Source organism: Leptospira weilii serovar Ranarum str. ICFT (assembly GCF_000332415.1).
Lineage (GTDB): Bacteria > Spirochaetota > Leptospiria > Leptospirales > Leptospiraceae > Leptospira > Leptospira weilii_A.
Genome location: NZ_AOHC02000012.1, coordinates 222,623 through 242,613, shown reverse-complemented (window position 1 = coordinate 242,613; position 19,991 = coordinate 222,623). Strand labels below are relative to the sequence as shown.

At 43.6% G+C, this 19,991-nt stretch carries 17 protein-coding genes and 3 pseudogenes; 12 read left to right on the top strand and 8 right to left on the bottom strand.

Annotated elements, in window-relative coordinates; all coding sequences use genetic code 11:
* Positions 1-86: 86 nt before the first annotated feature.
* Positions 87-569: a phosphohistidine phosphatase SixA gene (gene sixA / locus LEP1GSC060_RS02275; protein WP_002994945.1), complete on the bottom strand. Its 483-nt coding sequence runs from the start codon at positions 567-569 to the stop codon at positions 87-89.
* Positions 570-778: 209 nt separating this feature from the next.
* Here sixA and LEP1GSC060_RS02270 point away from each other — a divergent pair, with 209 nt between their 5' ends.
* The 3 genes from LEP1GSC060_RS02270 to LEP1GSC060_RS02260 all read left to right on the top strand — a co-directional run bounded on the left by LEP1GSC060_RS02270 (position 779) and on the right by LEP1GSC060_RS02260 (position 4,122).
* Complete coding sequence (locus LEP1GSC060_RS02270) at positions 779-1,693, top strand: ABC transporter ATP-binding protein (RefSeq protein ID WP_002995465.1); 915 nt, start codon at positions 779-781, stop codon at positions 1,691-1,693.
* The gene (locus LEP1GSC060_RS02265; RefSeq protein WP_002994877.1) at positions 1,686-2,510 is read left to right on the top strand and encodes an ABC transporter permease; all 825 of its coding nucleotides are present in this window, start codon (positions 1,686-1,688) and stop codon (positions 2,508-2,510) included. The genes LEP1GSC060_RS02270 and LEP1GSC060_RS02265 overlap by 8 nt, the downstream gene beginning before the upstream one ends.
* A 91-nt stretch (positions 2,511-2,601) precedes the next feature.
* Complete coding sequence (locus LEP1GSC060_RS02260) at positions 2,602-4,122, top strand: HDOD domain-containing protein (RefSeq protein ID WP_002995018.1); 1,521 nt, start codon at positions 2,602-2,604, stop codon at positions 4,120-4,122.
* Positions 4,123-4,149: 27 nt separating this feature from the next.
* Here the strand turns inward: LEP1GSC060_RS02260 and rsmA are convergent, their stop codons facing one another.
* The 4 genes and pseudogenes from rsmA to LEP1GSC060_RS19185 all read right to left on the bottom strand — a co-directional run bounded on the left by rsmA (position 4,150) and on the right by LEP1GSC060_RS19185 (position 7,365).
* A complete protein-coding gene (rsmA, locus tag LEP1GSC060_RS02255; protein WP_002995372.1) occupies positions 4,150-5,055 on the bottom strand; it encodes a 16S rRNA (adenine(1518)-N(6)/adenine(1519)-N(6))-dimethyltransferase RsmA in 906 nt (301 codons plus the stop codon).
* A pseudogene (locus LEP1GSC060_RS20930) lies at positions 5,018-5,710 on the bottom strand (ComEC/Rec2 family competence protein); the annotation flags it as partial. The gene rsmA and the pseudogene LEP1GSC060_RS20930, both read right to left, overlap by 38 nt.
* Positions 5,711-5,886: 176 nt before the next feature.
* Positions 5,887-7,129, bottom strand: a pseudogene (locus LEP1GSC060_RS20925) (ComEC/Rec2 family competence protein); the annotation flags it as partial.
* Positions 7,130-7,148: 19 nt separating this feature from the next.
* Positions 7,149-7,365 (bottom strand): annotated as a pseudogene (locus tag LEP1GSC060_RS19185) (hypothetical protein).
* Here LEP1GSC060_RS19185 and LEP1GSC060_RS02245 point away from each other — a divergent pair.
* The 3 genes from LEP1GSC060_RS02245 (at position 7,364) to LEP1GSC060_RS02235 (ending at position 11,017) form a co-directional block, all read left to right on the top strand.
* Complete coding sequence (locus LEP1GSC060_RS02245; protein ID WP_002995280.1) at positions 7,364-7,888, top strand: LIC10415 family protein; 525 nt, start codon at positions 7,364-7,366, stop codon at positions 7,886-7,888. The pseudogene LEP1GSC060_RS19185 and the gene LEP1GSC060_RS02245 sit on opposite strands and share 2 nt — an antisense overlap.
* A gap of 305 nt (positions 7,889-8,193) precedes the next feature.
* Positions 8,194-9,660, top strand: coding sequence for an SBBP repeat beta-propeller lipoprotein, LipL53 family (locus tag LEP1GSC060_RS02240; RefSeq protein ID WP_002995273.1), 1,467 nt, complete (start codon positions 8,194-8,196; stop codon positions 9,658-9,660).
* A 277-nt stretch (positions 9,661-9,937) separates the two neighbouring features.
* On the top strand, positions 9,938-11,017 hold the full coding sequence (locus LEP1GSC060_RS02235; RefSeq protein ID WP_002995114.1) for an LIC10774 family surface protein: 1,080 nt from the start codon (positions 9,938-9,940) through the stop codon (positions 11,015-11,017).
* Between the two features lie 69 nt (positions 11,018-11,086).
* Here the strand turns inward: LEP1GSC060_RS02235 and LEP1GSC060_RS02230 are convergent, their stop codons facing one another.
* Positions 11,087-11,782, bottom strand: a complete 696-nt coding sequence (locus LEP1GSC060_RS02230; RefSeq protein ID WP_002994943.1) for an O-methyltransferase — start codon at positions 11,780-11,782, stop codon at positions 11,087-11,089.
* On the bottom strand, positions 11,779-12,963 hold the full coding sequence (locus LEP1GSC060_RS02225; RefSeq protein ID WP_036095149.1) for an acyl-CoA dehydrogenase family protein: 1,185 nt from the start codon (positions 12,961-12,963) through the stop codon (positions 11,779-11,781). Before LEP1GSC060_RS02225 ends, LEP1GSC060_RS02230 begins: the two co-directional genes overlap by 4 nt.
* A gap of 79 nt (positions 12,964-13,042) precedes the next feature.
* On the opposite strand from LEP1GSC060_RS02225, the gene LEP1GSC060_RS02220 reads away from it, so the two are divergent.
* From LEP1GSC060_RS02220 to trpS, 6 genes are all read left to right on the top strand, one after another.
* The gene (locus LEP1GSC060_RS02220) at positions 13,043-13,480 is read left to right on the top strand and encodes an LIC10362 family protein (protein ID WP_002995295.1); all 438 of its coding nucleotides are present in this window, start codon (positions 13,043-13,045) and stop codon (positions 13,478-13,480) included.
* A gap of 89 nt (positions 13,481-13,569) precedes the next feature.
* Complete coding sequence (locus LEP1GSC060_RS02215) at positions 13,570-14,331, top strand: electron transfer flavoprotein subunit beta/FixA family protein (RefSeq protein WP_002995037.1); 762 nt, start codon at positions 13,570-13,572, stop codon at positions 14,329-14,331.
* Positions 14,332-14,342: 11 nt separating this feature from the next.
* On the top strand, positions 14,343-15,302 hold the full coding sequence (locus LEP1GSC060_RS02210; RefSeq protein ID WP_002994834.1) for an electron transfer flavoprotein subunit alpha/FixB family protein: 960 nt from the start codon (positions 14,343-14,345) through the stop codon (positions 15,300-15,302).
* Between the two features lie 91 nt (positions 15,303-15,393).
* Positions 15,394-15,987 carry a LolA family protein gene (locus tag LEP1GSC060_RS02205; protein ID WP_002995366.1) on the top strand — a complete coding sequence of 198 codons (594 nt, stop codon included), beginning with the start codon at positions 15,394-15,396 and terminating at the stop codon, positions 15,985-15,987.
* 6 nt (positions 15,988-15,993) lie between these two features.
* A complete protein-coding gene (locus LEP1GSC060_RS02200; protein WP_002995247.1) occupies positions 15,994-17,805 on the top strand; it encodes a hypothetical protein in 1,812 nt (603 codons plus the stop codon).
* Positions 17,802-18,770 (top strand): tryptophan--tRNA ligase, encoded by a 969-nt coding sequence (gene trpS / locus LEP1GSC060_RS02195; RefSeq protein WP_002995434.1) that lies wholly within the window; start codon positions 17,802-17,804, stop codon positions 18,768-18,770. Before LEP1GSC060_RS02200 ends, trpS begins: the two co-directional genes overlap by 4 nt.
* Before the next feature lie 11 nt (positions 18,771-18,781).
* On the opposite strand, the gene LEP1GSC060_RS02190 is transcribed toward trpS, so the two are convergent.
* Entirely contained in the window at positions 18,782-19,936 is a 1,155-nt protein-coding gene (locus LEP1GSC060_RS02190) for an LptF/LptG family permease (protein ID WP_002995060.1), read from the bottom strand.
* Positions 19,937-19,991 lie beyond the last annotated feature (55 nt).

Below are 19,991 nucleotides of genomic sequence, written 5' to 3'. Positions count from 1 at the left end.
ATTCTTTCTATAACAGTAAGAATTTCCGAAAAGGCTCTTCTGTAAACTTAAAAAATAAGAAGGTTTTAAAGGAGAGAAAAAAGACTTTAACAAAGAAAATCGGGACAAACAAACCAGATGATTTGACCGCCGAGAAATTTTTCGCGAGGAACGTTAACCGCAAGGGCCGAACCCGGAGAAAAAAGAAAACTCTTTCCGACTCCGCTGATTCCTAAAAGTTTTTCGGCAAAGATGGAAACGTCCGGGCTATGTCCCACCAAAAGGATCGTATCCGAGTTCGAATATTCTCGAATCATCGGACATACCAGAGACATGTCTTGTCCCGCTTCCAAATGATTCAACGACTCGGTTTCTTGTTCGGGATGAAGAATGTCCGTATAAATTTTTGCGGTGTTTTTGGTTCTTTCGTAAGGACTATGATAGATCTTTGTGACCTTAAAACCGATCTTAAAAAAGTTCGCCATCTTTCGTACATCCGCCTCCCCTTTGGAGGTGAGAGACCTGGAACGATCGGTTCCATCCTGGGAAGTCGTTTCCGCTTCCCCGTGTCTAGCGATAATAATCTTCATGTTTTCTAGAAATTGACAGGGAATGATTCCTGAAAATCATTGAGCCTTCTCTAGTTGGAACTTTCGTTTGTCGGAAAGGTGCAATAAATTTATGTTTTTCAAGTTTGTCACAAAATCGAATTCTTTCATAAAAGTTTCGCGTCGCGTATCCCTTACGAAGAATATGGATTCTACTTCGGGAAAAAGGCTCTGATTCCAAGGAAAAGTGTATGTCTGAATTTGCAATTGAAATCGATTCGATTCGAAAAAAATACAAGGAACAATTGGCCCTCAAAGGTGTTTCCTTTCGGGTTCGCCAAGGTTCCGTTTTCGGTCTTCTCGGTCCGAACGGCGCGGGAAAAACGAGTTTGGTCCGAATCCTCATGGGATTTTCCCAACAAACCGAAGGGGACTTTCGCTTATTCGGACTTTCGTTCTCTTCTCATTTGCGGCAAAAAATCGGTTATCTTCCCGAAAAAATTTCCATCCCCGGATTTTTAACGGGAGAAGAATTTTTAACCTTTAGCGGAAAGTTAGCCGGAATAAAAAGTTCTTCCATCCGGGAAAAATCAAAAATCCTTTTGGAAAAAACCGGCATTGCGGATGCGTCCTCTAAAAAAGTTTCCGGTTATTCGAAAGGGATGTTACAAAGACTCGGGCTTGCATCGGCTTTGATCGGCGATCCCGAACTTTTGATCTTGGACGAACCGGGCTCCGGTTTGGATCCGAAAGGTTATATCGATTTCCGAGAAACTCTCGTGGAAGAGAATAAAACGAAAGGCACAACAGTATTATTAAATTCTCATAGACTTTTGGAAGTGGAAAAAGTCTGTCATGAAATCGGAATTCTCAACTTGGGAACTCTCGCGGCGATCGGACCTTTGGAATCCTTGAAGGAGGGAAAAAATCGGATTCACGTCAAAGTGGAATCGTTGACTTTCGAACTGGATTCTTACGTCCGTAAAATTTCTTCCGAACTGAAAATCACGGAAAATCGGATCGAATTTCTTCCCGCAAACGGAATCGATCCGAGAAAAATTCCCGCAGAACTCGTAAACCTAGGAGCGAATATCTTGATGTACGAAAGAACCACGGAATCTCTCGAAGAGGTTTTCTTAAGAGTCACCGGAGGAAACAATGAATAATCTTTCCTGGATTCAAGATCAGATTCCGAAAGTTTTTTCGATCGCATTCCTGACCCTGAGAGAAACGCTTCGAAAAAGAATCGTATATTTCATTTTTATAATATCCGCTCTTTTTTTATTTCTGAATTTCACCTGTCAGATTCAGATCGGCGGACAGGATCAATCCGGAAATCCGGATTTTCAAATTTACGTGGTTTTTCTTTTTTTCGCGTTTTGGAACACCGTTCTCGCCTTGTTCCTTCCCGTTTCGCTTTTGGGGGACGAGTTGGAAAATAAAACGTATATTCCGATTCTTTCCAGACCCGTTTCTCCTTTGGCTTATATCGGCGGAAAATCCCTGGGAGTTCTTTTACTCGTTTTTGCAAACGGAGTTTTTCTGATCGGAACGTATCTCGTTAAACAATGGATCGGGGGAGGAAACTTTTCCTGGGATCTTTTGAAAGCCTGTCTTACGATGTTTTTCGTTTTTTACTTTCTGATCCTTTTCGGTTTTGTAGTTGTTCTCGGTTTCGGTAAAAACGCCGCGTTTTTCGGAGGGCTTGCGCTTCTTGTTTTTTCCACTTTCTTGGATCTGTTCATCTACGAGTCCGCCGCGGCGAGTATGGTTCAAACCTCGGATTTAAAAAAAAGGATCTTGGAAGTGATTTATTGGATCTTACCTCAGGAAGGAACGGTGTTCTTTTTTTCGAGTTCTCTCCTTGCAAAGAGTCTTTCACAGGTTCATTACTACGGAGAATATTCCCTCGTTCAAATCGGGGTTTGGACCGTTCTCTGTTTCGGATTGGTGAAAGTTGTTCTGGACAGGAAAGAACTCTAAACGTAAAGTGCCGTTGACAAATCTTTAAAGAGTCATAATTCTATATTGGGTCGGAGTTCCGACGATCCGAACGGAATTTGGAAGTCTATACATGAAGATTCAATGGTTTCACTATGAAAAGGAGGGATATTTTCTCTCCGTCAAAAACCTAAACGAACCGATCGAGTCTCTCAATCCGCTCTATTTACGAATCACTCATTTCAACCGAAACATCGATAAGATCATCGGCTTTCTTCTGGATCGTTATCTTCAGTATTTGGACATCGCACCTCTTCGGGAATGTATCTTTTCCATTTTAAGGGAGACCATTATGAACGCCGTAAAGGCGAATCAAAAGAGGGTGGTTTTTAAGGAAGCGGGTTTGGACATTCAGGATCCGGATCAATACGCGATCGGGATGGAAAAGTTCAAGGAAGAATTGATTTCCAAGAAGGAACTTTACACGGATCTTGTGGAACAAAACGGATTGTACGTTCTTATCACGTTCGGCTTTAATCAGAATAGTTTTCTGTTGAAGGTCTCAAACAACGTCGGCATTCTTCCCGAAGAGGATCAAAGGATTCAAGAGAGAATTTCGAAGGCGCATTCGTACAACGATCTTTCCGAGGTTTTCGAAAATCACGGGGACGAATCGGAGGGAGCGGGCCTGGGACTTGCGATGTCGCTTCTGATGTTGAGAAACGAGGGAATCGAAGGGGATTCGTATCGGATCAAATCCGAAGAAGGAGTCACTTCGGCTTATATCAAAATCCCTTTCGAATTTAAAAAAAGAAACGTCATTCTTCAAAAAACGGGAGACGTTCTTTCCGAATTGGATTCCCTTCCCACGTTTCCGGACAACGTAAATCAGATTATGAGCCTGATCAACAAACCGGATTCTTCCATCCAGAACATCACCGAACTTGTGGGTCGAGACGTATCACTTTCTACGAATATTCTAAAATTGGCAAATTCCGCTTCGTTTTCCCAAAGGACGAGGGTGGAAAATTTGGAGGATGCGATCAAGGTCATCGGCCTTTCGGAGTTGAACAGCATTCTTTTGAGTTTGGGAACTAAAAAAATTCTGGAAGAAAAATACAAGGAGTTCGAATCGATCTGGGAAAGATCCAGTTTGTCCGCGTTTATCTGTAGACGCCTCGGGGAAAGAATGGGTTGGAAAAAACAAAGCATCACCGTTCTGGTTTGTGCGGCCTTGTTACACGACGTGGGCCGGGTGATTTTGCTTTCTCTCGAACCCGACATCTCCGCAAAAATCGCCGAAATTTTAGGAAATAGACTTTACCCCGCTCCGTTGACTTTGGAAGAAGCTGCATTAGGGATTTCTCATACGACTTTGGGCGGAATGGTCTGCGAGAAATGGAACTTTTCGGATACGATTCGAGTTGCAGCGGAAATGCACCACAGACCTCTTTTGGTGAAAAAAGAATTTCAAGATCCCGTATTTTCGATTTATCTTTCGGATATGATCATCGATATTTCCCAAGGTCTTTCGGATTATTCCATGATACAATCCGTCGTTCTTCAGCATTTCGATTTTAAAAAAGAAGAAGAGTTAACCGAGTTTATGGAAAAAGTCCTTAAGGAATACAAGGACTTTGACAAAAAATCCTGATTAACACGAGTTTGGTGCTCGCGTTAATCAGGATATATTCAATATTCTTGATATATAAACGGAAAGCGATTTTGCGGCTTCGTGGAAATCCTTCGGTTTCAATTCTTCCGGTCTTTTGTCGGGATCGATCCCCGCGTTTTCCAAAGCCCGAAAACATTCGATACGAAAGAGTTCTTCCGAAAAATTTTCGGAGGAGACGACCTCTACAGGAAGGGAAGCGATCGGAGCGTCCCGAAACGAGGAAGTCAATTTTTTTCTTTTTCCCCAGAAGGCGGTCCTACAAAGACATTCGAGCGCGATAAAGCCGGATCGGTTTTCAAATACCGGAGAGGATTTATATTCTAAGATGGAAGAATCCACGTTCGGTCTCGGATAAAAAGCTCCGGCCTTGACGTCTTTTTTTAATTTCCAACTTCCGTACGCGGAAAGATAAAATCGAATCGAGGAAGGTTCGTTTGAAAGTCTTTTTGCGAATTCTTTTTGTACGAGAAACGTCGCGCCTTTGAGTCCTTTTAAATTTTTAACCGCGTTTAACGTCAGCTCGGAAGAAATGTAGTAGGGAAGATTTCCAAAAAGATAAACCGATTCTTGGGAGTATTCGTTTAAAAAATCCAGGGCGTTGCCTTCTCTGAGTTCGAATTCCGGAAGATATTCCCGGAGCCAACTTGCGTAAACCGGATCGATTTCGAATAACGTGACCGGCTTTTGAAAGTCGAACAATCCGTGTGAGATCGCGCCGAGGCCCGGCCCGATTTCCAAAATTCGATCGATCGTCGAAAGGATGTCGGAACTCAGACAAGTAAGAATGGATCGGATCGCGTTCGGATCGATTAAAAAATTCTGTCCCCATTTTTTTAACGGGGCCGAGGATTTTGACTCCAGAAATTTCCGGATTTCAGAAACTTTCCGAAATGGGTATTCTCTGGAGCTCATCTTTTTCCAGAAACACCCAACTCTCCGAAAGCCCAAGCAGTTTTCGGTTTCGATTCCAGACTTCCGAATCGTCTCGGGTTCCGAAAGGAGTTTCTAAAAGAATCCAACCGCCGCCCGTTTTTGTTTTTTGAGCGAGTTGAATGAGTGAATCCTTTTTCGTATGAAAGAATAAAATTTTGGATCGGTTCGAGAGGGGAATTTCGCGAATCGGATTCGATTTGAGAATCCGGAACCGACTCGCTCGACTCCAAAGTTCGAAATCTCGACCGGAATAAAGGACGTCGATTTGTGTTCGATCTGACAAACATGGAAAGGCCCAAGTGAGACAAGACTCGTGTTCCACGAATACGTTTTTCAAAGGACGTTTGTCGGTGGAATCGCAATAAATTTTTTTCGAGGTTCGAAACGCCTTCGAGATCGTCTTGGTTCCGTATTTACATTTTCCGGAAAAAATCAAGGAATCTCCGTTTCTTAAAACAAAGAAAAACCGATTGTTGACGATTCGATTGGTCGTAGGAAATAAATTCGGGGATTGGTAGAGAAGAACGTGAATCCCGAACACCGAAGTAAAAAACAAAACACAAAGAATCGGATACGATTTTTTGCCGAAGATTCCTTTTGCGGGGAATGAATAATATTCTGAATTTTGAATGTTATTTAGAATCTCGTTGAGTTTTCGGGGCGATCCGTAGGGTTGTGTTTCGCAACGTTGCAAGCCCGATCTTTTTGACCAAGTTTCGGTGTTTTCGTTTTTTAGGAAAGGTTCGGAAAGATTCGAAACTTCTCCTCCGGAACTCAAGACCTCTTTTTTTACGACTAGTTTCGGGGTTATCGGAATCCTGCGTAAATATTTTTTCTCTATAAAATAAGAATAAAAGAATATTATAAAACACAATAATAACCAACCGAAAATTCCGATCCAGACCGCTTCGCCCATTTCCCTATAAAAACCGAGCGGTTTGGATAACGTTTCCGACAAGTAGATTAAAATTTGAATTAAGAATTCCGTAATGGACCAAAGCGGTTCGGCGAGGAAGGTCAGTTTTGTTTTTTGTACGAGCAGGGAAAGATAAAGAATCGGAAGCAGAATTCCCGCCAAAGGAACCAGGATCAAATTGAGTAGGATCGATCCGAAGCTGAAAGACCCGAAAGCAAACAGTAACACGGGCATGGTTCCGAGTCCCGCGGAAAATGAAATCGACAGATTTTCCTTAAAGAAGGACGTTATGCGGTTTTCGTCCGAAAGAAAATCACACGCGATTTGTATCGGATAAGAAAAAAAGAATATTCCGGCGACGGCTCCGAAAGAAAGACAAAAGGAAACCGTATAAAATCGAGGAGGGTCCGCGATCCATAGGATCCAAGCGGAACCCAGTAGTAGATCGGCCGACCGTAATTTTCGAAAGAATAATCCTTGGAACAACAACATTCCCGCAAAGATCCAGGCTCTCGCGAGTGAAACGGGATAACCCAATGCGGAAAGATATAAAAATCCGGTTAACAATGGAATGATTCTCGGTAGGTTGTACCCCAAACTCGGCATCAGACTTAGAAGTCGAAACTGAACCCCCATCAATATTCCGAGATGTAATCCGGAGGCGGCAAACAAATGTAGAATTCCTCCTTCTTTTGCCTTTGTTTTAAATTCTCCGGAAAGTTGTTTCGCCTCTCCGAAAATAAGTCCTAAAGCGACTCGACCGGAATTTTTTTCCAGGTCCGCTTCCTTTAACTCGAGTAAAACTTGTTCTCTAAATTTTTCTTGGAAGATTTTTTCCGGTTTTCCGAACGGATTTTTTTTGGAAACACTGAAGGATTTTTTTTCCGGATTTTTTTGAAATCTTTCCGGAAATACGAACGAAACATACGCGAGAAAAAATATTCCAAAAATAAAATATTCAGAAATTTGAAATCGTTTTTTTAGGAATTGCCCGATCGAATACGCGACTACGCAGATTCCGATCCGGAGGAGGGCCGTTCCGGGAAAAATTAAGTCGACGACGATCCCGGTAAACGTTCCGAGCGCGAATTTTGAAAATGCGGAACAGGGTAACCAATTTCGGATATGTTTTTCCATATCCTTTACGGTTTCCGGATCAGTTTAGCGCAGAGCAGGTAAACTGAATTTTTTTTATAATTTCGGAAAAAAAATTCATTTCTTTCCGGCGTACCGTCCGATATCTAGTTTAGATTGTCCCCAGAAATAAGATCTTTGATGCGACATAGGGTAGTTCGGGAAAGAAGTCCCTCCTAAAGTTTATACCAAGTCGGTATTCTTTCCGGATCTGAATTCTGAAGAGGAGGAAAGAACATGGACGTTCCACTCACGAATTTAATCAGCTCGGCGGAAAAACTCATCCGCGATAAACGGTCCTCCGTTAGCGGTAAAACCGCGTCTACTCAAGAAGAACGAGGAAGTCTGGATAAAACCGAATTTTCTTCGGGACTCACGTCTCGTTATTTGAAAATTCAGGAAACTCTTTCCGGTCTTCAAGGTGAGTTTACCCGCGAACAAATGAAACTCGGTGTTTTAAACGAAGAGAATACTCCGAATAGCGGACTCATCAATATTCTGTTCGGCGAAACTCCATTGTTTAGGGAACTTGTGGAAAATCCGGATATCGACCAAGCCGTTTTGAAAGAGCGGATTCAAGAAAAGAAAAACAAACTTAGCGATGCGATCCGTAACTTAGAAGTGGAATCCGAAAATATCTTTTCCGTCGGAATGTTGAAAGATCGGGATAATTTTTCCAAGTCCTTGGAAACGATCACCGGCAAAAACGTTCAGATGAAACAATTCTCGGAAAAAACGATCGAGAGACTGATTAAAGAATAATAAGAAAACGGGAAAATTAGGTTCTTTCTCGTTTTTACCCCGCCCGAAAATCCGACCGACCAAAGACGCATAACGTATATTTTAGAAATCAGAATTCAGGGATCAGATTTCAGTGTAATTTACAGAATAGAAAAATTACGCTTTGTTAAAGTCTGATCGCCCTTTTCGGAAAAATCCCTCTGAACTCTGAATTCTAACCGCTGATCCCTAGAACGAATAGGATAAAACACCCTATTCTCCTATAAAGTTCTTTCCAAAAGAATCGGGTCTTCTTAGTCGAAGACAGACTTAAGGGGAAAAAGATTATGATCCGCTTTTTGATTCTTCTTTTTATACTATTTCTTCAAGCTTGTTCGCCTACTTCCGATACGAAAACGAACAATAACTCGTGGACATTTTTTTTATTCCGAGAAAGCGGCGACTCCGGCTTTCGCGAAAATGAAAGTGAAAACGAAAGTTTAGATCTATTTGTGAATCAAGACTCGATTCAGTTTCACGAAAATTTAGGAAACTTAGACTGGACTCTGATGGTAGGATCTCCGACCGTTTTAACCATGCGTTCTAGACTCGCGATTGATAGAAGCGGTTCCATTTATGTGGCGGCGGATATTGGTGTCGATATCGACGGCAATCCTCTGCACTATGAACCTCAGGACAATCCGGTACGCGGAATCAGAGATCTAATACTTGGAAAATATGATTCTCAGAAAAAAACAATTTGGACCAAACAAGTCGGAGCTCCTGGCGCGGAGTTGAAAGTTACGGGAATTGCGGTCGATTGGAACGAAAACACGTACGTAACCGGTTCTATCGTGGGAGCTTTTGAAGGAGTATCCCTGGGAGTCAAAAAGGATCTGTTCTTAGTTAAATTTGCTCCGGACGGAAACGTTATGTGGAAAAAACAAACGGGACCGAACGGCGGAAATTATGAAGTTTCTCCGGAAAAAATCGCGATAGATACATTCGGAAATTCTTATATAGTCGGAACTTCGGACGGACCGTTCGGAGGCGACGAGAAGAAACGCGGCAACGGATTTATCGTCAAGTTCGATACCGACGGAAATCGGATTTGGGTCAAACAGCTTGCTATCCAAGACGGTACTATCTCTCCGATGGGGGTTGTCTTTGACAAAGTCACGGGTAGTGTTTACATGGCCGGCTACGGAAACGTAAACTTTGAGACCAATTCGTCTCCCGGTATCGGGTATAACAATTTTTTTATCCTTAAATACGACGCAGACGGCAACGGACGATTTTTCACTCAACTCGGCGTTCCTAAAAAAAGAATGGGCGCGTATTCCGTCGCCGTCGATCTATTCGGAAACGTATTTGCGGCCGGTCCCAGCGACGCAATTTTCGGTTCGGAAACGGTTGGAAACAGCTTTCTGGGAACATTAGTAAAATATGATTCATCGGGCGTTCGACAATGGGTGAGCCAATTCGGTCCATTCGTCGGGCGAAAAAATACCGTAATTCAGGCAATGGCAACCGATAAGGTCGGAAACGTTTTCACAACGGGTTGGAGCAATGGGAGTATATTGGATGAAGGCAAACATTCGATAGGAAGTGCGGATGTTTTTCTGACCAAACACAATCCTTCCGGTCAAAACGAATGGAAGCGACAAATGGGAACCGCCGGGTCTCTTATGTCCGGAAACGGAGTCGAAATCGACTTGGAAGGAAATCTCTATTGCACCGGATGGACCACCGGCGCCTTAAACGGAGTTCCCGTAACTGGAAATAGAGATTTATTCCTTATGAAATTTAAATAACGTGAGTTTAAATACCCTGAGTTCGGACTTAAAACTCAAACGCCAAAGTCGCGGCTAAATCGAAATGTTACGCTTTTTTTCGCATCCTTGCGTTATTACGAACCGAAACGTCCCCGCCTGAAGTTTTAGAAATTCTCTTTTTGGATTTTAATTTCGATAATCTTTCATGGATCATCTATGTTAAATTTTTGAAATAAAGATGATAATATGGCTCAAGACTTGACAAAATTTCCGTTTTGTTTTAGAGTTCCGAATTCTTGAAACAAGGAGAATGGAAATGAAACAACTTTTTAGTATTTTTCTCGTAGTATTGCTGTTAGCCGGATGTGCACCGGAAAACGGCGAAAACAACAACGCTTCCCAATTACTTTTGGGAATCGTCAATAACCAATCGGTGACCCTTACTCACCCTGAACGAAACCCTTCGGAACTGGCGATTATCTATATACCTATACATTACGTGGATTCCATCTCCGGAAACGACTCCAATGCAGGTACTCAATCCGCACCTTATCGCACGATCACAAAGGCGATCTTGGCGTCTAAAGCCGACGGTACAAGAGTGATTAATGTTGCACCCGGCACCTACGACACGTCCATTGGAGAAACGTTTCCGATCTATATTCCGGACGGTGTCAATGTGTACGGAGACGTCGACGGAAAAGGTTTGGTCGGAGGTTCTTCTTCCCTTTACGCGGGACCACCGGGAACGACTCCTAAAACGGGACCTACTTGGATCAAAGGAGGAGGATTCGATATTTATCACACATCTTGGAATGCCACTCTCATCCCAAAAAATAATTCTCAAATTGCCGGGTTTAAAATCACCAACCCCAACCCGATGAGTCCGGGCGGTTATTATACAAGAGGGATTTCCATACAGAACTTCGTATCCGTAAAGATTAAGAATAATACGATCACTGAAATCCCTTCGGGCGGCGGGATCTATTTCGAAAATTTTTATGTAACGGCTCTCGGTGGAAATATAATCTCAGGAAATCAAATCACTTCTAGTCATTGGGGAATCGCCGATTATGGTATTAGGACTTCCGGTGATAAAGTGGAGAATAATTTCATTTCTCAAAATTTCGTAGGTATAGCCACAACGCTGGGACTTGATTTGGGGCTGGGAGCGACCGGAAGCGTAGGAAACAATACCTTTTCCTGCAATTCATACGAGGATGTGCAGATAGGAGGTGACACTCCAAAAAATCAGTACGCAATGAATAACTATTGGGATCACTTTGCGCCTACGATGTCTTCGACTCATATGGACGGTTTGGATATTAGAAACTATAGCAACGCAACTTTCGTTTACTACGCGGGCGGAGGTGTGGCTCCAAACGCTTGTAACTAAAAAAACGGGCCTTCCCTCTTTTTATCATATAAAACGAGGGAAGGCTCGTCGTCGGATTTTCGAAAACGATTACCTCTTCCTCACCAAGGAAACTCCGTCCGCAATCGGAATCATACTGATATCCACGTTTGGATCGTTACGAACCAGTTCGTTGAACTTACGAATCCCGATCGTGGAAGTCTCTTGGTGTCCAAGGTCGGCCACACTTCCGTCCCAAAGAACGTTATCTGCAATCAAAAGCCCGCCGGACTTAAGAAGTTTTAGAATGAGAGGATAATAGTTCGGGTAATTTTCCTTATCGGCGTCTAAAAAAACCAAATCGACGCAACCCGGTCCGCAACCAAAGCCCGGCGCCCAATCCGGTGAAACTTTAGAATCCAAAAGTACTTGCAAAGTTTCTAATGCGGATCCGATCTTCAAACGGATCTTGGATTCAAGGCCGTTTTCTTTCCAGTATTTGCGAGCGATCGCCGTCCATTCTTCGCTGATATCGCAGCAGAGAATTTGTCCGTCCGGCGGAAGAGAGGAAGCAAAACAAAGAGAAGAATAACCGGTAAAGGTTCCGATCTCGATGATTCTTTTGGCCCCGCTGATTGTCGTAAGAATGCCGAGGAATTGTCCTTCTTCCGGGCTAATTTGCATGTTGGCTTGAGCCAACTTGCCGGTCTCTTCTCTCAGTCTTTGAAAAGATTCCGGCTCTCTTACGGAATTCCGGAAAATATAATCTTCCAGTTTTTCCGTAAGTTGAATGTTCTTTCGACTCAAGGAGTGCCTTCGTAGATTTTTTTCAAGTCCGCTACGATATTCTTTTGCATCGCTTCGTTCGTTCCTCCTCCGATCGAAAGAAGAATGGAATCTCTATGTAATCTTTCCACCGGATATTCTCTGCAATAACCGTAACCACCTAACGCTTGTATTGCGTTTCGAGAGACTCTTTCCGCCATTTGGGTGGCGACTAACTTTGCGGAGGCGGCTCCGAGAGAATTTCTACTTTCCGGATTGATTCCGCTCGCAACCTGATACACAAGAGCGCGTGCGGCTTGATAGTCCGCGTACGATTCCGCTAAAAGCCTTTGGATTTGCCCGAACTCCGCGAGTTTTTTTCCGAACGCTTCTCTATGACGAATCGTGTAATCCGCCATGATGTCCACACAACGTTTTGCGATTCCCAGAGACTGAGCGGCAAGAGTGACTCTTTCGATCTCCAAGTTTCTCATCATGTGAACGAGAGCCCCGTCTTCCTGTCCGACTAAATTCTCCGCAGGCACTTCACAATCTTCGAATATAAGCTGAGTTGTAGGAGAGGAGCGCATTCCCATCTTTTCTTCTTTTTTACCCACGCTAAAACCTGGAAAGGAACTCTCCACGATAAAGGAAGTCGGCTTTTTAGAGTCCTTGCTCATTTTTGCATATATCAAAAATACACTTCCCGTGTTTCCGTTCGTGATGTACTGCTTGGAACCGTTTAACACGTATTTGTCGCCTTTTTTTACGGCGAGGGTTCTCATTCCGAGTACGTCCGTTCCCGCTCCGGGTTCGGTCATTCCCATACCTCCGATCCATTCTCCCGAAATCACTTTCGAAAGATATTTTGATCTTTGGATCGGACTAGAACTATGATAGAAATTATTTACGAACAATACTTCGTGCGCCAAATACGAGAGCATAAATCCCGGATCATATGCGGACATTTCTTCGTGGATGATGACCGCGGCAACCGCGTCCATTCCCATTCCTCCGTCTTCTTCCGGAACCGTAACTCCGTAAAGTCCGAGTTCGGAACCGATCCTTCGAAAGAGCGCGAGGTTGAAGGTTTCGTGGTCGTCGTGTTCTTTCGCTTGGGCGTCCATATTTTCTTTTGCAAATTTTGCTACGTTTTCCCGAAGCGCGAGATGGTTCTCCGTCGGATTGAATAAATCATTCGGTTTTTCAAGTACAGCTCTCATGTTGTCCTCTTCTCTCATATCCTCTTTCCCAAGACTAAAACAGCTCGACAGAGAATCTTTATTTTCCAAAAACTATCTTATGATCTACGCTCTGATTTTGACAATCCTTTGTGGGCTTTTTTTCTTTCTATCTTACGGCTTATCTCAAAAATCGAATTCTCTTTTACAAAAAGATTCAAAAGTGGACGCGGATTCTTCTTCTAAGAATTCTTCTCCAAATCGATCCTCAGTAAGCTCCGCCCCCTCTTTACAAGGATCGAATTCCACAACGAGCGAAAAAAATCGGAAGAATCTTCTATCCTCGCTTCGTTCGGAATTTCAAAACGCAATCCATTTTCCTTTTCGTAAGAATTCGATTTTTCTACTTCTGTCTCTTTGTGCTTGGATGTTTTTACCCTTATTTTGGGGACTGACTTTTTTTCTAAAGACGGACGCGAATGTTTTGATCGTAATCGGATTTATGGTTTGGACCTATTATTGGTTGAAATATCTTCTTTCGACCGATGAGACCGCTTAGATCGGACCTGTTTAAAAAAGTGGTTTGCACGACATAGACACAAGATTTTTGTGTTTAACAGCACTAATTTTTTTTGGAGTACCCATTGAATGAAGATCATCGTATTAGTGAAACAGGTACCTGACACCGAAACCAGTATTAAAGTAGGGGATAAATCCATCAACGAAGCCGGAGTCAAATGGATTATCTCTCCCTATGATGAATTTGCTATCGAGGAAGGGATCAGGCTGCGTGAAAAACACAGCGGCGAAGTAATCGCCGTTTCCCTCGGACCCGACAGAGTTGTAGATGCTCTTAGAACCGCTTATGCTATGGGCGCCGATCGTGCGGTTCACATCAAAGTGGATAATTACGTTCCTTTTGACACAAACAATACCGCGGAACTGATCGCGAACTTTGCAAAAGCGGAGAACGCGGACGTAATCATCGGAGGAAGACAATCCATCGATACGGATTCTTCTCAAGTTGTGGTTCAAGTTGCGGAACTCCTCGGAATTCCTCACATCGCATTTGCCGTTCATCTTGAAATCAACGGAACCGCCGTAAAAGCCACAAAAGAAGTGGAAGGCGGAACTCAAACCGTTGAAACTTCCACCCCTGTCGCTCTTACCGCGCAAAAAGGATTGAACGAACCTCGTTATCCTTCTCTCAAAGGAATTATGACCGCTAAGAAAAAACCGGTGGAAACGAAATCCGCTGCGGATCTCGGAAACCCCGCGAGCAAAATCGAAGTTGTAGGACTGGAACCTCCTCCACCAAGAATTCCCGGTAGAAAACTGGAAGCCGCAGATGCGAATGCTTATGCAGCTCAACTCGTAAAAGCTCTCAGAGAAGAAGCTAAGGTTATATAAGGAGAACGACAGTGAGCAACGTATTAATTGTTGGCGAATTGAAAGACGGAGAACTGAAAAAAATCTCCAGGGAAATCACTTCAGCGGGAAGAAAGATCGCCGATTCTATCGGTGGAAAAGTTATAGCGCTGTTGATCGGAAGCGGTGTTGAAAAACACGCTCCTGAATTGGCTGCGGTAGGAGCCGACACGATCATCACCGTAAACTCCGGAGAATACAACGCGGAAACCTATTCCAATCAAGTTGCAGAAGTGATCAAAGCGCAAAACCCTGCGGTAGTTCTTCTTCCGCATACTTCTCAAGGAAAAGACTATTCTCCTCGCGTAGCCGTAAAGGTCGGCGCCGGAATCATCGCGGACGTAGTCGGATTTTCCGTGGACGGCGGAAAGGTCGTAGCAAAAAAACCGATCTATTCCGGAAAGGCTTACGCGAACTTCAAAGTTACGAGCGCGATTCAAGTTTTTACCGTTCGTCCGAACTCTCAAGAGATCACACAAAAGGCGGGTGCGGGCGCTGTGGAAGCCGCTTCTCCGGCTGCGGGCGACGCAAAAGTAAAAATCGTTTCTACCGATTTGAGCGGCGGTTCTAAGGTTCAATTGACGGAAGCTTCGATCATCGTATCCGGCGGTCGTGGAATCAAAGGACCGGAAAACTGGCCTATCTTACAAGAACTTGCAGACACACTCGGAGCGGCTCTGGGAGCTTCTCGCGCGGCTGTGGACGCAGGTTGGATTTCTCACTCTCACCAAGTCGGACAAACCGGTAAAACCGTTTCTCCGAACTGCTACATCGCTTGCGGAATTTCCGGCGCGATTCAACACTTAGCGGGAATGGGATCTTCCAAATACATCGTTGCAATCAACAAAGACGGAGACGCTCCGATTTTCAAAGTTGCGACTTATGGAATCGTAGGCGATTTGTTCGAGGTAGTTCCTGCTGTGACTGCCGAGTTCAAAAAAGTACTTGGATAATCAACCTGCGAAACGACCCGTAGGGAGTTGAGCATGAGTTTTTATTCAAAAAAGTACTTGGATAATCAACCTTCGCGCATAGTTTGAAACTATGGCATTTTTGAAAATCAGGAGAATCCTCCCGGGTGCCGCAGCTCTGATCTTAGTCTGCGGCATTTCTGTTTCCGGGGATCCTGGACGAGACAGACTCAACGCTCTCTTAGGAAGAATGGGAGAAATTTCCAGCCTTCGAGCCAGCGTAACCATCAACAACGAAATATCGGGAACACTTTCCTTTAAAAAACCGAACTATTTGCACGTCAAATTCTCCGACGGTAGGGTCGTATCTTCCAACGGAAGATTTCTTTGGTTTTATTCTCCCGCAAGGGCCATTGTCGGAAAACAGGATCTCCGAGGAAGTTCCGGAGGTGTTTTCGGTTTGCTCGGCGGTTACGAAGAAGTAACCCAAGTCGGTGGATCGATCCGACTGAAATCGTCTACCAAAGCATACGAAGAAATCGTAGTGACCATGAATGGCGATAACACTCCCAAATCTTTAAGAATGAAACGTAGAGGAAGCAGCGAATACACATCGATCAGTTTTTCCGGTGTGCAGACAAACGTGGGTCTTTCGGCTTCTTTGTTCAACTTTAGCGCTCCTTCCAGCGCACAGATCGTCGAAAATCCTCTGAACGAAAAGGAATAAACTCTCTTGCCTGGAAGTTCAAGGACCGACGCCCATAAAACATTCGCGGATCTCTATAGAAAACAGAGAAGCCCCGAACATCAGGAGCAGATCGACGAAGTCATTCAAAAATCGAACGATATTTTCATTCGTATCGATTTGATGAAAAAGGTCGACGAAGAGTTCGAGAAAAAGAGACAGGAAGAAAACAAGAAGTCGGAAGAAGAGGATAAATCCAAAAAAAGTTCCGACAAAACTTCGGCTCCTACAAAACCCGCCGCAAGACCGGCTCGAAAACCCGACGCCGGGATCGGATTTTTGGCGAACCTCTTCGGCGGAAATCCGGCAATCAATAAATTTGCAAGAGAATCCGGAACGATAGACGTTGGTTTTTTAGGAAGAAAACTACAGGTTTCTTCCGGCGTTCATAACTTATTCAAATTTTTAAAAGAAGATCAAATCATCGCGACGATCCAGGCGCTTCGATTTTGCGAGCAACAGGGTTGGAGATATTGGAAGCCCCTCGTATATAACGTTGTTCTAAACTTCAACAAACTTTTGAACAGCGTCATCACTTTGGATAGTTTATTTATCGATCAGATTTCTCCGGAAATCTTTTTGAACCGCGCGACTAAATTAGAACTTTATTATGCAAGACATTTGAGTCGGGGGGATTGTAAGGACATCGTTATGACGGAGGTTCCCGAACTGATCCGTAAGGACGAAAAGCTGGTTCCGAAAATGCCGCAAATTATGGCGGGTCTTTCTTACGGTCTGAATCTCGAAGACGGTAAACCTAAAATGTCCGACTCGATCCGTGCGTTTCATATCGTCGCAACCAAACGAATGATCACTTGGGACGAAATCGTTCAACAACTCAACGTTCCTCCGATCAATGAAACCAAATTCCAAGGTTCTCCCGATATCATCAAAGAAGTGGAAACTACGTTGCTTCGTCTTGCGGACGACATCCAGACGAGATTGAACCGCAAAGAGGAACTGCAAAACCTAAGGGAAAGATATTTCAAAATCGACGATAAAGGAAGGATGAATTTCGACTTCCTGAATCTGATCGTTGACGATTACTTTGAAAACCACGTTCCCGAAAACATGCAATCTGCGTCGCTCAAATCCTCGTTTAAAGGAACTCCTCATAAATTGATGTACTTATTACTGAGGGATTTCCAAGCTTCGTTCGCTCCGATCTTGGAAGGAACCGTAAAGGTCGGTTCTAAAAATCAGAGTAGGGACGTGATCATTATGCTTCCGGGTCTTTTTAAAAGCGATATCGAACAAATCAACAACCTGCTTCGTCTTTTGGATGCGTTCAACAAAAAGTATCCGAGTTTTCAATACAGTTTTGCCACTTACAACGAACATACAACTTCGACCGTGGGAGTGGAAGATCAGATCACTCAGAATCTTTTGAAGTTACTCGGAGACGCCGCGGCCTTTATGGGAAAATTCGCGGAGAAGATCAACATACTTGTCGAAAACCATTTACTCGCAAAACAGTACGAGGCTTCCGGCAAACTGAACGAAAGAGTTTTGGTTTCCAAGGAGAAGGTGATCGAAGAAATCAAAATTCTTCACCGATTTATTCCTTACTGCGACTCGACGATCGTTTCGGGAAATCGACTGAACGGAAAAACGTTGGATTTTACCTTTTTGGAAATGACGAAACTTTTCTACAACTACGCGGTGATTTACAAAGATAAAACCACGATCACTAAGTTGACATTACATAAAAAAATAGACGCGGAACTCGGCTCGTTGCTGAAAGAATACGAGAGACTTGCCGGTAAATCTTACGATACAAAACGAACGGAGGAAACATGAGGATTCTCACAGGAGTCCAACCCTCCGGTAAACTTCACTTAGGAAATTTTTTCTCCGTCATTCGTAAACTCAAAGAATACCAAAGTTCAACCGACCTTTTTTGTTTTGTTGCGGACCTGCATTCTTTAACCACTTTCTCCTCAAAGGAAAAACAAAGGGAAAACACCTTTAACGCCGTCTGCGATTTTTTAGCTCTGGGAATCGATCCGGATCAATGTACGTTTTGGCTACAGTCCTCCGTTCCGGAAGTCACCGAACTCGCTTGGTACCTCAGTCATTCGATTTCAGTCAATCAATTGAGTTTGGCACACTCTTACAAGGATAAAGTGGCAAAGGGTTTTCATCCCGGAGGCGGACTTTTCTTTTATCCGGTTTTGATGGCGGCGGACATTTTAGGTTTTGATAGCGATCGAGTTCCAGTCGGTAAGGATCAAAAACAACATTTAGAATACGCGAGAGACATCGCCTCCGGTTTCAATCGTGAAGTCGGTCCCGTGTTTAAAATTCCGGAACCCGAAATCGACGAAACGACGGCGCTGGTTCCCGGCACGGACGGACAGAAAATGTCCAAGTCTTACGGAAACACGATCAACTTTTTCGATTCCGAAAAAGAACTTAAGAAATCCATAATGTCTATTACGACCGACTCGGCGGGCATAAACGAAGTCAAGGATCCTTCCCAAAGTTATATTTATGCGATTCATTCTTTGTTTCTAGATACGAAGGGGAAGGAAACTCTCAAACAAAAGTTTTTAACCCCCGGAACCGGATACGGGGATCTTAAGAAACAACTTTTGCAGGATACGTTGGATTACTTCGCTCCTTATCGTAAGGAACGGGAAAAAATCGGAGCCGACAAATCCTATGCGGAACAAACCTTGAAAAAGGGAAAAGAAAAGGCCCAAAAGACGATCTCGAACGTTCTGGATCGGGTTCGTAAGGAACTGGGAATCTACCGTTTTTAAAAAAAACGACTCTAAAGATTCATACGACGAAACATCCAGAAACACAATCCCAAAAACAAACCGGGTGTGATCCAAACTCCGATGAATGGCGGTATCACTCCGTTTTCTCCCAGGGATTTACCGGCGGAATTGAATATATAATAAATCAAAACCACTCCGATCGTAATTCCTAAGGAAGCGACTCCCGCGGTTTTTTTCGTAAAATAACCCGCAATCGTCCCGATCAAGGTCACGATGATTGTCATCATAGGCAACGCAAAGACGGAATGTTTTTCGGTAAGAACGTCTCCGTAAGAAAGTCCTTTTTGGATTCTTCTTTTTTCCTCTTCTTTCAACTGAAAGAGATTCATCTCTTCCACCGAACCCGCAGGAACCTTAAAGTAGGCTGGATCTTCCGGAAGTTCGTATTCTTTTTCGACAAAGGATTCCTGCGAACTGAGTTTTAAGTCGTTGTCGAAATGCCATTCTTCCACCGTTTTCATCTTCCAGAGTTTGGTTTCGTAGTTGTACTTCGCCTTTAAGGAAGAAATTACCGTTTCCGGCGATCCGTCCGGTCGGAGCCGAATGTAATTGAATCCGCCGTTGATCTCGTCCTTGTCCGGATCGTAAAAATACAAATAATAAAATCCTTCTTTTCCTTTTACGTGAAATTGATATACGCTATTTGCGAGAGTTCCCATTCCTTCGGTGAGAGTATCGTGTTCTATCTTGGCGAGTTTGTTGACCGGTCTTACGATCAGTTCCGTCGCAAAAAGCATCACGATCCACATTAAGATTCCGAATAAGATGAGAGGCGCGACGATTCTAAAAAAGGAAACTCCAGCGGCCATCATCGATACGAGTTCTTTGTTCACGGAAAACTGACCGACCGTAAAACAGATCGAAAACATCAGCGACATCGAAACGACCGTAGTCGATATAATCTTGGGAAGACTGTAGACTAAAAAGAGAGCCACATGATATCTAGGCGCTTTTGTGGTCGTGAAATTTCTCATGTTGTCGTTTACGAGAGAAAGGAGCATGATTCCGGTGAGAAGGACAACGGTTCCGATAAATATCTTGAAAAACTCTCCGAATAAATATTGATCCAAAATTCTAGGTGGAATCAATTCTTTCTTCCATTTGTGGTAAAAGGATTTGAGAGGTCGGAAAGAAATTGCGGACATACTTTTCTTTTTAGAAACCTAAGGCCATTCTGGCAAGGTTTCCGCAAATGGCAAC

What these genes read in the sequence shown, in the direction of transcription:
- LEP1GSC060_RS02215 (WP_002995037.1), top strand. Translation starts at nt 13,570, where the DNA reads ATGAAGATCATCGTATTAGTGAAACAGGTACCTGACACCGAAACCAGT.
- sixA (WP_002994945.1), bottom strand. Translation starts at nt 569, where the DNA reads ATGAAGATTATTATCGCTAGACACGGGGAAGCGGAAACGACTTCCCAG.
- LEP1GSC060_RS02225 (WP_036095149.1), bottom strand. Translation starts at nt 12,963, where the DNA reads ATGAGAGCTGTACTTGAAAAACCGAATGATTTATTCAATCCGACGGAG.
- LEP1GSC060_RS02260 (WP_002995018.1), top strand. Translation starts at nt 2,602, where the DNA reads ATGAAGATTCAATGGTTTCACTATGAAAAGGAGGGATATTTTCTCTCC.
- LEP1GSC060_RS02235 (WP_002995114.1), top strand. Translation starts at nt 9,938, where the DNA reads ATGAAACAACTTTTTAGTATTTTTCTCGTAGTATTGCTGTTAGCCGGA.
- LEP1GSC060_RS02240 (WP_002995273.1), top strand. Translation starts at nt 8,194, where the DNA reads ATGATCCGCTTTTTGATTCTTCTTTTTATACTATTTCTTCAAGCTTGT.
- LEP1GSC060_RS02190 (WP_002995060.1), bottom strand. Translation starts at nt 19,936, where the DNA reads ATGTCCGCAATTTCTTTCCGACCTCTCAAATCCTTTTACCACAAATGG.
- LEP1GSC060_RS02265 (WP_002994877.1), top strand. Translation starts at nt 1,686, where the DNA reads ATGAATAATCTTTCCTGGATTCAAGATCAGATTCCGAAAGTTTTTTCG.
- LEP1GSC060_RS02205 (WP_002995366.1), top strand. Translation starts at nt 15,394, where the DNA reads ATGGCATTTTTGAAAATCAGGAGAATCCTCCCGGGTGCCGCAGCTCTG.
- trpS (WP_002995434.1), top strand. Translation starts at nt 17,802, where the DNA reads ATGAGGATTCTCACAGGAGTCCAACCCTCCGGTAAACTTCACTTAGGA.
- LEP1GSC060_RS02220 (WP_002995295.1), top strand. Translation starts at nt 13,043, where the DNA reads ATGATCTACGCTCTGATTTTGACAATCCTTTGTGGGCTTTTTTTCTTT.
- LEP1GSC060_RS02270 (WP_002995465.1), top strand. Translation starts at nt 779, where the DNA reads ATGTCTGAATTTGCAATTGAAATCGATTCGATTCGAAAAAAATACAAG.
- LEP1GSC060_RS02245 (WP_002995280.1), top strand. Translation starts at nt 7,364, where the DNA reads ATGGACGTTCCACTCACGAATTTAATCAGCTCGGCGGAAAAACTCATC.
- rsmA (WP_002995372.1), bottom strand. Translation starts at nt 5,055, where the DNA reads ATGAGCTCCAGAGAATACCCATTTCGGAAAGTTTCTGAAATCCGGAAA.